Origin of the sequence: Mesorhizobium sp. M7A.F.Ca.US.014.04.1.1 (assembly GCF_003998745.1) — a bacterium.
Classification (GTDB): domain Bacteria; phylum Pseudomonadota; class Alphaproteobacteria; order Rhizobiales; family Rhizobiaceae; genus Mesorhizobium; species Mesorhizobium ciceri.
Window position 1 is genome coordinate 1 of record NZ_RZRW01000219.1, and the last position, 9,001, is coordinate 9,001.

General features: G+C 62.0%; 10 protein-coding genes. 2 read left to right on the top strand and 8 right to left on the bottom strand.

The window, feature by feature from the left end:
• The coding region (locus EOA22_RS16250) for a LysR family transcriptional regulator (protein WP_127390077.1) at nucleotides 1–225 on the bottom strand (225 nt) is incomplete at its 3' end.
• A 112-nt stretch (nucleotides 226–337) separates the two neighbouring features.
• Here EOA22_RS16250 and EOA22_RS16255 point away from each other — a divergent pair.
• Nucleotides 338–1,228, top strand: coding sequence for a fatty acid desaturase family protein (locus EOA22_RS16255; protein ID WP_013532571.1), 891 nt, complete (start codon nucleotides 338–340; stop codon nucleotides 1,226–1,228).
• 11 nt (nucleotides 1,229–1,239) lie between these two features.
• On the opposite strand, the gene EOA22_RS16260 is transcribed toward EOA22_RS16255, so the two are convergent.
• From EOA22_RS16260 to EOA22_RS16270, 3 genes are all read right to left on the bottom strand, one after another.
• Nucleotides 1,240–3,381, bottom strand: a complete 2,142-nt coding sequence (locus tag EOA22_RS16260) for an EAL domain-containing protein (RefSeq protein ID WP_013532570.1) — start codon at nucleotides 3,379–3,381, stop codon at nucleotides 1,240–1,242.
• Nucleotides 3,382–3,542: 161 nt separating this feature from the next.
• On the bottom strand, nucleotides 3,543–4,178 hold the full coding sequence (locus EOA22_RS16265; RefSeq protein WP_127390078.1) for an HD family hydrolase: 636 nt from the start codon (nucleotides 4,176–4,178) through the stop codon (nucleotides 3,543–3,545).
• Nucleotides 4,178–5,038: a folate-binding protein YgfZ gene (locus tag EOA22_RS16270; RefSeq protein ID WP_013532568.1), complete on the bottom strand. Its 861-nt coding sequence runs from the start codon at nucleotides 5,036–5,038 to the stop codon at nucleotides 4,178–4,180. The genes EOA22_RS16265 and EOA22_RS16270 overlap by 1 nt, the downstream gene beginning before the upstream one ends.
• 75 nt (nucleotides 5,039–5,113) lie before the next feature.
• Here EOA22_RS16270 and EOA22_RS16275 point away from each other — a divergent pair, with 75 nt between their 5' ends.
• On the top strand, nucleotides 5,114–6,445 hold the full coding sequence (locus EOA22_RS16275; protein WP_063167701.1) for a dihydroorotase: 1,332 nt from the start codon (nucleotides 5,114–5,116) through the stop codon (nucleotides 6,443–6,445).
• Between the two features lie 33 nt (nucleotides 6,446–6,478).
• Here EOA22_RS16275 and EOA22_RS16280 read toward each other — a convergent pair whose 3' ends face one another.
• The 4 genes from EOA22_RS16280 to EOA22_RS16295 form a co-directional block, all read right to left on the bottom strand.
• Complete coding sequence (locus tag EOA22_RS16280; protein ID WP_027162675.1) at nucleotides 6,479–7,264, bottom strand: hypothetical protein; 786 nt, start codon at nucleotides 7,262–7,264, stop codon at nucleotides 6,479–6,481.
• Between the two features lie 70 nt (nucleotides 7,265–7,334).
• Nucleotides 7,335–7,592: a hypothetical protein gene (locus EOA22_RS16285; protein WP_008874920.1), complete on the bottom strand. Its 258-nt coding sequence runs from the start codon at nucleotides 7,590–7,592 to the stop codon at nucleotides 7,335–7,337.
• A 458-nt stretch (nucleotides 7,593–8,050) separates the two neighbouring features.
• Nucleotides 8,051–8,428, bottom strand: a complete 378-nt coding sequence (locus EOA22_RS16290) for a TIGR02301 family protein (protein ID WP_013532565.1) — start codon at nucleotides 8,426–8,428, stop codon at nucleotides 8,051–8,053.
• 81 nt (nucleotides 8,429–8,509) lie between these two features.
• A complete protein-coding gene (locus tag EOA22_RS16295; protein ID WP_127390079.1) occupies nucleotides 8,510–8,944 on the bottom strand; it encodes an NUDIX hydrolase in 435 nt (144 codons plus the stop codon).
• Nucleotides 8,945–9,001 lie beyond the last annotated feature (57 nt).

Sequence of the window (9,001 nt, forward strand, 5' to 3'; positions counted from 1 at the left end):
GGCCATGGTCAGCCTGGGCAGCATCTCGACGCCGGCCTCGGTGAGGACGGCGCGCCGGTTGACGCGATGGAACAGCTTGCGGTCCATCTGCTCCTCGACGGTGCGGATGAGCTGGCTGACGGCGGCGGCCGATACAGAAAGCTCTTCCGCCGCCCCCGCAAAGCTGCCTGTACGGGCGGCAGCCTCGAAAGCCTGAAGTCCTTTGAGAGAGGGAAGTACGGCCATGATCACCGGATAGATAAGTTCAGCTTATCTAAATCGCAGAAATCGTCATTTTTGGAAAGATTTTTCATGCGCTACAGTGGATTCTATCAAATCCCAGCCTGGATCGAAGCCCGTGGATCATCGCGACGTAATTTCATCGTTGACGCAGGAGGAGCGCAACCGGCTGACCGCCAAGTCTGATGCCGCGGGCCTCGTTCAGCTTGCCGCTCATTGGGGTGCGATCGTGATCCTCGGATCGCTGATCGCCGCCAAAGTGCCGTTCTGGCCGCTGCTGATGCTGCCGCAAGGTCTCCTCATCGTGTTCCTATTCACGCTGCTGCACGAGACGGTTCATCGCACGGCCTTTGAGGCGCAGCGGCTGAACGATCTCGTGGCGCGGGTGTGCAGCCTGGCGATCGCACTGCCGGCGGACTGGTTCCGCTACTTCCACTTTGCCCACCATCGATACACGCAAGATCCCGACAATGACCCGGAACTGGCGTTCCCCAAGCCGGAGACATGGCGGCAATACCTCGTCCACATATCCGGCATCCCGTTATGGTGGGGCCACATCAAGACGCTTTATGCCAACGCCGCGGATCGTGGTCGCGAAAGCTACGTTCCGCCAAAGGGCTATGACAAGGTGCGCATCGAGGCACGCGCCATGATTGCCTTTTATGCCGTGCTCCTTCTGCTTGCCGTCTATTTCCGGCTCTCGGTGCTTGTCTATGTCTGGATTTTGCCCGCTCTGTTGGGGCAGCCGTTTCTGCGCCTCTATCTCTTGGCCGAGCACGGTCGTTGTCCGTTCGTCGCCAACATGCTGGAGAACACCAGGACCACATTGACCAACTGGCTGGTCCGCAAGCTGGCGTGGAACATGCCGTTCCATGCCGAGCATCATGCCTATCCCGGCGTGCCGTTTCATCAACTGCCGCGGTTTCATGCGCTGATCGAGCGGCATCTCAAGGTGGTCGAGCCCGGCTATGTCAGCTTCCACGAAAAGTACATCGAGACGCTGCATTGACGATGGCCGGCCTAGCCGGTCTGGCTGTGCGGCGCCCGGGATCTCAACAGACGCTGGATCTCGGCCGCCTGTGACGGCGCGCCGATCAGAAAGCCCTGCGCCTCGGTGCAGCCATTGCTGCGCAGGATGTCGAGTTGCACCTCGGTCTCGACCCCCTCGGCGGTGACAGTGATGCCAAGCTCGGCACCCAGCCCGATGACGGTGCGAACGATCGCCGCGGTGTCGCGATTGCCCAAATCGTGGATGAACGAACGGTCGATCTTGATCTTGTCGACAGGAAAACGCCTGAGGTAGCCGAGCGACGAATAGCCGGTGCCGAAATCGTCCAGCGCGATGCGGATGCCGAGTTCGCGCAACTGCCGCAGCGTCCTTAGCACCACCTCGCTTTCGTCCATCAGCACGGTTTCGGTGATCTCCAGTTCCAACCGACCGGCTGGCACGCCGGAGAAAGCCAGCGCCGAGATGACGCTGCGGGCGAAGCTGCCGCTTTTAAGTTGCACGGCCGAGACATTGACCGCGACGCGCAGGCCGGCGGGCCACCGTGCCGCCGCCGTGCAGGCTTTCCTCAGCGCCCATTCTCCAAGCGGCACGATCAATCCGGTTTCTTCGGCGACCGGAATGAAGCTGTCCGGCGCCACCATGCCACGTTCTGGGGAATGCCAGCGCATCAAGGCTTCCGCGCCGACGATCTCGCCGGAGGCGATGTTCATGATGGGTTGGAAATCGAGGTCGAATTCCTGGCGCGACAGTGCGGTCCCGAGGTCGACCTCCAACGCACGCCGTGCCTGTACCATTGCGTCCATTCCGGGTTCGAAGAAGCGATACAGATTGCGGCCTTCGCTCTTCGCCCGGTAAAGCGCTGTATCGGCGTTCCTCAGCAGCGTGTCGGCGTCTCCGCCGTCGTCGGGGAAAACCGCGATGCCCAGGCTGATGCCGATATGCATCTCGCGGCTCTTGTCGCGGAACGGTTTTCCGATTGTCTCGACGATGCGCTTCGCGAGTTTTTCAGCATTGGCAATGCCCTTGAAATTGAACTGGATGATGACGAATTCGTCGCCGCCGAAGCGGGCAACGACGTCGTTTTCATTATGCAGGCAGCGCTGCAGCCGCTCGGCCACGGTCTTCAGCAGCCAGTCGCCGGCCGGATGTCCCCAGGTGTCGTTGACTGCCTTGAAGCGATCGAGATCGAGCGAGAAGATCGCCAGCGGCGTGGCCGCCGTGTCCTCCAGCGCAAGGTCGAGCCGTTCGCGAAACATCGAGCGGTTGGGCAATCCCGTCAGCGTGTCGTGATGCGCAAGATGGGTCATGCGCTCTTCGGTGCGGCGACGTTCGGTGACGTCGTCGAAGGTCACCACCCAGCCGCCGCCATCCATCGGCCGACGTGTGACCAAAACCGTCCTGCCGTCGGTAAGATGCCGATAGGCCGAATGCATTTTTGCCGCCGCCAGACAGGCTTCGGTCTTGGCGACTTCGCTGTCGACATCGATCTTCGTATAGATGCCGAGTTCCAGCAACCGTTCGAGCGCGTCGCGGTGCGTCGTTCCAAGCGGAAAATCCGCCGGGGTGACCTTGTAGAGCTCCAGAAAACGCCGGTTTCGCACGATCATCTTGCCGTCGGCGTCATACATCAGCAAGCCTTGCGACATGTTGGCGAGCGCTGCGTCGAAGCGGCGGTGCTGCTCCTTGAGATCCTCTTGCGCGCGGCGCTGCTCGGTGATGTCTTCATAGATCGAAACCCAGCCGCCCAGAGCCAGAGGGCGGTGCGAGATGCTGACGATGCGGCCGTCCGACAGTGTTTCTTCGTAGGTCGAGGGCTTTGCCTGATCGATATAGGGCTTGCGGATGGCGTAGAGTTCGTCGGCGGTTTGCGAGGCGACGCCGATATCGACGCTGTGGCGCAGAATGTCGAGGAACCGGATGCCGGGCCTTATCACCCTGGCGTCGAGGCAAAAGATGTTTAGGTAGTTGCCGTTGCAGATGATCATCCGCTCGTCGGCGTCGAACATGCACAGGCCGTGCGACATGTTCTCGACCGCAGCCGAAAAGCGTTGGTTCTGCTCCCGCAGTTCGTCTTCCATGTGGCGGGAGCGGTCCATGCCTTCGGCCTCCCGTTTCGGGACGGCCGAACCATCCTTGGCATCAGCGACGGGCATGAGCGCGCCTGCGGACCGTGATCGAACAAGCTACTGTGGTCGCCGCTGGTTAATTTAGCGTTTTAATGCATGTCGCCCAAAAGTGACCTCGGTTTTGGGGGAATGACATGCATAAAAAGACCTAAAGCGCGTCGCGTGAATCCGTTTCAGCGCGACGCGCTTTAGCCGATTGCGGTCGCCGAAACCTGATGCCGCGACGTCTCGATCGCCGAAAACCGTTTCAGAAACGCGTTCTGCGCCCAGGTCACCGAACGTGGCGTGAAATCGAAGCGGTCGGCATTGAAGCCGCGCGGACGGCCGAAGAACTCGGTCGCCTCGGCGGTCGAAAAGCCGGCGAGCAGCGTTGCCTCGAAATAGGCGGCGATCTGGTCGGCGCGCTTGATCTCCTTGCGCAGCGCAGCACTTGGTTCCGGAGGCAGCGAGAAGCGCAGATGGATGGCGCGCTGCAGCCGTAACTCACAATCCTTGTAGCTGCCGCCCATCACCGATTTGAACGGCGAGATCATGTCGCCGATGACATATTCGGCGGCGTCGTGCAGCAGGGCCGCCAGCCGGGCGTCGGCCGAAGCCTCGGGCACCAGGTCGCAGAACAGCGCTTCGACCAGCAGCGAGTGCTGGGCGACCGAAAACGCATGCTCGCCGCTGGTCTGGCCGTTCCAGCGGGCAACGCGGGCGAGCCCGTGCGCAATGTCCGAAATCTCGATGTCGAGCGGCGAGGGGTCGAGCAAATCGAGCCGGCGGCCCGACAGCATGCGCTGCCAGGCGCGTGCCGGCGCGCCGACGCGGTCGGCCGCCATCAGGCCTCCTCCGCGCTGACGGCTTCCTGCGGGAAGGCGAATTTTGCCCAACCGGGAATGGCCAGCGTTAACGGAACGTCCCCGGCCATGATCGGCTGGCCGGCATCGAGCGCCGCCTTGACCCGGTCGATGCGCGCAATGGCCAGACCGGTCGTGTCTACGGTCGAGCCGAGCGTGCCAACCGGCCTGCCTGCGACGGTCAGCTCGGTGCCGGGCGCGGGCAGGGGCCTGTCGGCCGATGCAATCAGCACGCGCCGCCTGGCCGTGCCGCGATGCTGCATGCGCGAGACGACCTCCTGGCCGACATAGCAGCCCTTCTTGAAGCCGATGCCGCCGGTTTCGTCCAGCAGCACATCGTGGGGGAAGGCGTCTCCGAGTTGGTAGTCGCTGCCGCTTTCGGCAATGCCGCCGACAATGCGGAAGGCTTGCCACGCGGCAAGATCGCCGGGCTCATCCGTTTCGCCATAGGAACGCGTGACGGCACCCTTCGGAAAGCGTGTGTCGGCGGCCGCCGTTGAATCAGATTGTGAGGGTGTTGATTCATGTCCCCACGCGACGGTGACAAACGCCTGATCGGATTTGGTAATCTCGACCTTGGCGCGCAGTTTGTAGAGCGTCAGCCGGCGTACGAAATCGTCCGATATGTCGGCACGGCATTCGAGCCGGAATGCATTCTCGCCGGTGCGGGAGATCAGGAAATCGAACAGGATCTTGCCTTGCGGCGTCAGCAGCGCACCGGGTTTGGCTTCGCCGGGAGCCAGGATGTCGAGATCGGTGGTCAGGATGTTCTGCAAAAAATGCTCGGCATCCGGACCTGATACGGAAATGAGGGCGCGGTCTTTGAGCTGGGCACAGGGCATGGGCGGAAAAGCAACCTGATCTTGCAAAATGGTCGGCCTTTACGTAAGCCGCTGGCACTCCCCCCGCAAGAGAGCATGGCCATGATCTACGACCTCATCCTGACAGGCGGCACAGTGGTCAACCATGACGGCGAAGGGGCTCGCGACATCGGCGTGAAGGACGGGCGCATCGCTGCCATCGGCGATCTCCGCCAGGCCTCGGCCGGCGAGACGATCGACTGCCGCGGCCTGCATATCCTGCCGGGTGTCGTCGACAGCCAGGTGCATTTTCGCGAGCCGGGACTGGAGCACAAGGAAGATTTGGAAACGGGTTCGCGCGCTGCCGTGCTTGGCGGCGTCACCGCCGTGTTCGAGATGCCCAACACCAATCCGCTGACCACCAGCGAGGCAGCGCTTGCCGACAAGGTCCGGCGCGGCACGGGGCGCATGCATTGCGATTTCGCCTTCTGGGTCGGCGGCACCCGCGAGAATGCCGGGGATGTCGGCGAGCTTGAGCGGCTGCCGGGTGCGGCCGGGATCAAGGTTTTCATGGGCTCGTCCACTGGCGACCTGCTGGTCGAGGATGACGAGGGCGTGGCGTCGATCCTGAGAAACACGCGCCGGCGCGCCGCCTTTCATTCGGAAGACGAATTCCGGCTGCGCGAGCGCCTTGGCGAACGCATCGAAGGCGACCCGGCATCGCACCCTGTCTGGCGCGACGAGATCGCCGCCTTGCGCTGTACCGAACGGCTGGTACGCATTGCGCGAAACGCCCGTGCCCGCATCCATGTTCTACACATCTCGACCGCCGAGGAGATTGTGTTCCTCGAACAACACAAGGATGTCGCGACCTGCGAGGCGACGCCACATCATTTGACGCTGAGCGCCGACGACTATCTCAGGCTTGGCACGCTGATCCAGATGAACCCGCCGGTGCGTGCCGCGCGCCATCGCGATGGCGTCTGGCATGGCATTGCGCAAGGCATCGTCGATGTGCTCGGCTCCGACCACGCGCCGCACACGCTGGCCGAGAAGGCAAAGCCCTATCCGGCCTCACCGTCGGGGATGACCGGCGTGCAGACGCTGGTGCCGATCATGCTCGACCACGTCAATGCCGGCCGGCTGACCTTGCAGCGCTTTGTCGACCTGTCTAGCCACGGCCCGCAGCGGATCTTCGGCATGGCGAGAAAGGGCCGCATCGCTGCCGGCTACGAGGCCGACTTCACCATCGTCGATATGAAGCGGCGCCAGACCATCACCAATGCGCAGGCCGGCTCGAAAGCCGGCTGGACGCCTTATGACGGGAGAGAAGTGGTCGGCTGGCCGGTCGGCACCGTCATTCGCGGCCGCCGCGTGATGTGGGAAGGCGAGATCGCCACGCCAAGCCAGGGTAGGGCGGTGGAGTTTTCTGAGGCATTGCCCCGCTAGGCTCCCTACCCCCGTGGGTGGGAAGAGCCGCTCTCAATCCCCGGCGACGAAGAATGACCACTGTCCGCTAGGGGTGATACCGACGCGATAGAAAATATAGGCGCCGAACTGCTTCATGTCGTCGAAATCGCCAGCGGTGACGATCTTGAACAGTTCGACCCGCTGCTTGGCGTCCAGCTTGTCCAGCGGGAGGGCGAAGAAATACGGCCACACATAGAGCTCTTGTGGCGTGCCGGCATCGAGGTGGACGTAGCCGGCATCAAGCACCTCCTCCAGGATGGCCAGGATTTCCTGGCCGTCCGGGTCTCCCGAGAGGCCCTTGAGGAAGGCGACGGCATCGCCATCAATGTCGGTTAGGGACAATTGCGTTGTGTTGTCGCCCGTGCCGATCAACGGCCGCAACTTTTCGATATCGCCGCCCTTGCAGGCTTCGACGATCAAATCATGCATGCGCCGCACTGGTTCCGGCAGCTTGCCGAGATCGTAGATGACCTCGGGCACCGGCGTGTCCGGATCGACGCGTGGCCTGGTCACGCCGCCATCCGCCGGACTGTCCGGCTCGGCTTCGGCAGGAGCAGTCGGCTGGCTAGACGGCGGCGGCGTCCCGACCGGGTTGGGCATTGGCACGGTGCTTCCGGGGGGCGACATGTCGTCGGCCGGCGGCGTGACCGTCGGGGGGAGCTCTTCGCGCTTGATTTCGCTCAGCGCATAGGCGGGGCTGCTCGCGAGACACACAACCAGGGGAATCGCGGCACAGCAAGCGGCGAAAGAGATGCGAAGGACCAAGCCACGCGGCTTGCCTGACATCGAAAAACTCACTGCCCGTTTCTCCCTGCTTACGGGCATGACGCCCGAGCGGCATATTGCCGTCAAAGAACCGGACGTCGGTTCAGTGCCGCAGCCGTTCAGGTTCGAAGGCGCCAGCAATCACCTTTTCACGCATACGGTCGAGCAGGGCAAGGGCCGAGGTCTCGCCATTGGCACGCAACATCTCGCCGAAGGCTGTTTCGAGCGCTGCTTCGGCAATGATCTCGGGCTCTATCCCGGCGGAGAGACCTTCCGCCCAGGCCTCGCTGTGGCTTTCCACGGCGGTCAAGCGTTTTTCTTCCCTGACCAGCGCGTCGATGTCGTTGACACCATGTTCCATAAGCGAATGTCCACCCTTTCAAGCTGCGATCCATTGATGTGGATCAGGCCTGATCTGTTCATTTCACACCCAGGGACAATTAAGTATTTGTAAATACGACATTTTTTTGATCGTCTTTTACAAAGCCCGATTGCCTTGTGCGAAACTGCGTTCAGTTCGAGTCAAACTTAGCCGATTGGGGCGGCCTGCGGGGCGAAAACCTTCAGTTTGAGTTAATTCCGCTTTCGCGCGGTAGGGTTTCGTTAATACTGTTGCAGAAGTGCAACATGAGGATTGCACCAAGATATCGCCTGGCACAAGCCGATATATCGGCTGTACCCAGCAATGGTTCGGATAGTTGTCGATGAGCGAGTGCCTAAAGCGCGCTGCGTTTGAACGGATTCAGGCGAGGCGCTTTAGGTTTTCGTTTTTATGCGTGTCGTTCTCCCAAAACCGCAGCCACTTTTGGGCGACATGCATTAGTTGCCGTAACGCGAGGCGATGTCGCGAGACAGCGTCTCGCCTTCCTTCATGTAGCGGCTGATGGCTTCGGTCGCCGAGGGCGTGCACCTCGTATAGGTGCCGCCGAAGGAGCGGTAGCCGCGATTGAAGCTGGCAATGAAGCGGGCGCGCCGCTCGGCGTCCGGATTTTCCGAATCGAGCAGTTTTGTCATCTCGACACGCCACTGGTCGCCCTTTTCGCCGCACAGATTGCGCAGGAAATGCAGCGAGCCCAGAACCTCCGCCAGCCGCATCAACCCGGGCTCGAACGGCGACTCGGCGCTGAGCGCGGGCCGTATCGAAACGGTCGCGCCGACCGCAAGACACACGGCGAGGAGCATGGATGGACGATTCATAAGCCTTCTCTACCAGCTGCGTGGCTCTGCTAAACAGCATAAGTCTTTGTGGCGAAACAATTTGTGGCCCGCAAGTTGATTTCAGGACAGCAGTCCGGCGTTTCCGCCGGGGGCCAACAAGTCTTCGGCGACCGCGAATACCGAGCCTGCCAGCGGCAGCGCCGCCATCTCGCTGAGCGTATAGAAGGCCGCCGTCTCCGCATCGTCGCTGGCCACGGCCTCGCCGCCGGCATAGGCGGCGCCGAAGACTGTGAGGAGATAATCGACCGGGTGGCTGTCATCCCGGCCGTCGATGCGGATTTCCCGCAGCGGGCGATAATTTGTGGCACGCAAACCGGTTTCTTCCTGAAGTTCGCGCTCTGCCGCTGCCTCCAGCGTCTCACCAGGTTCGACCTTGCCGCCCGGAAAGGCATAGAGCCCTTGCGACGGTTGCCGGGCTCGCTTGACCAGAAGCACGGTGTCTGCCCGCACGACGTCGACCGAGACTGCCGGAAGTATTTTGCGCGCTTCGTTCATGGATTCCCAATCAGGCTGAAGGCCGGTCAGTTGTGGACCGGCCAGCGTGGACAAGTT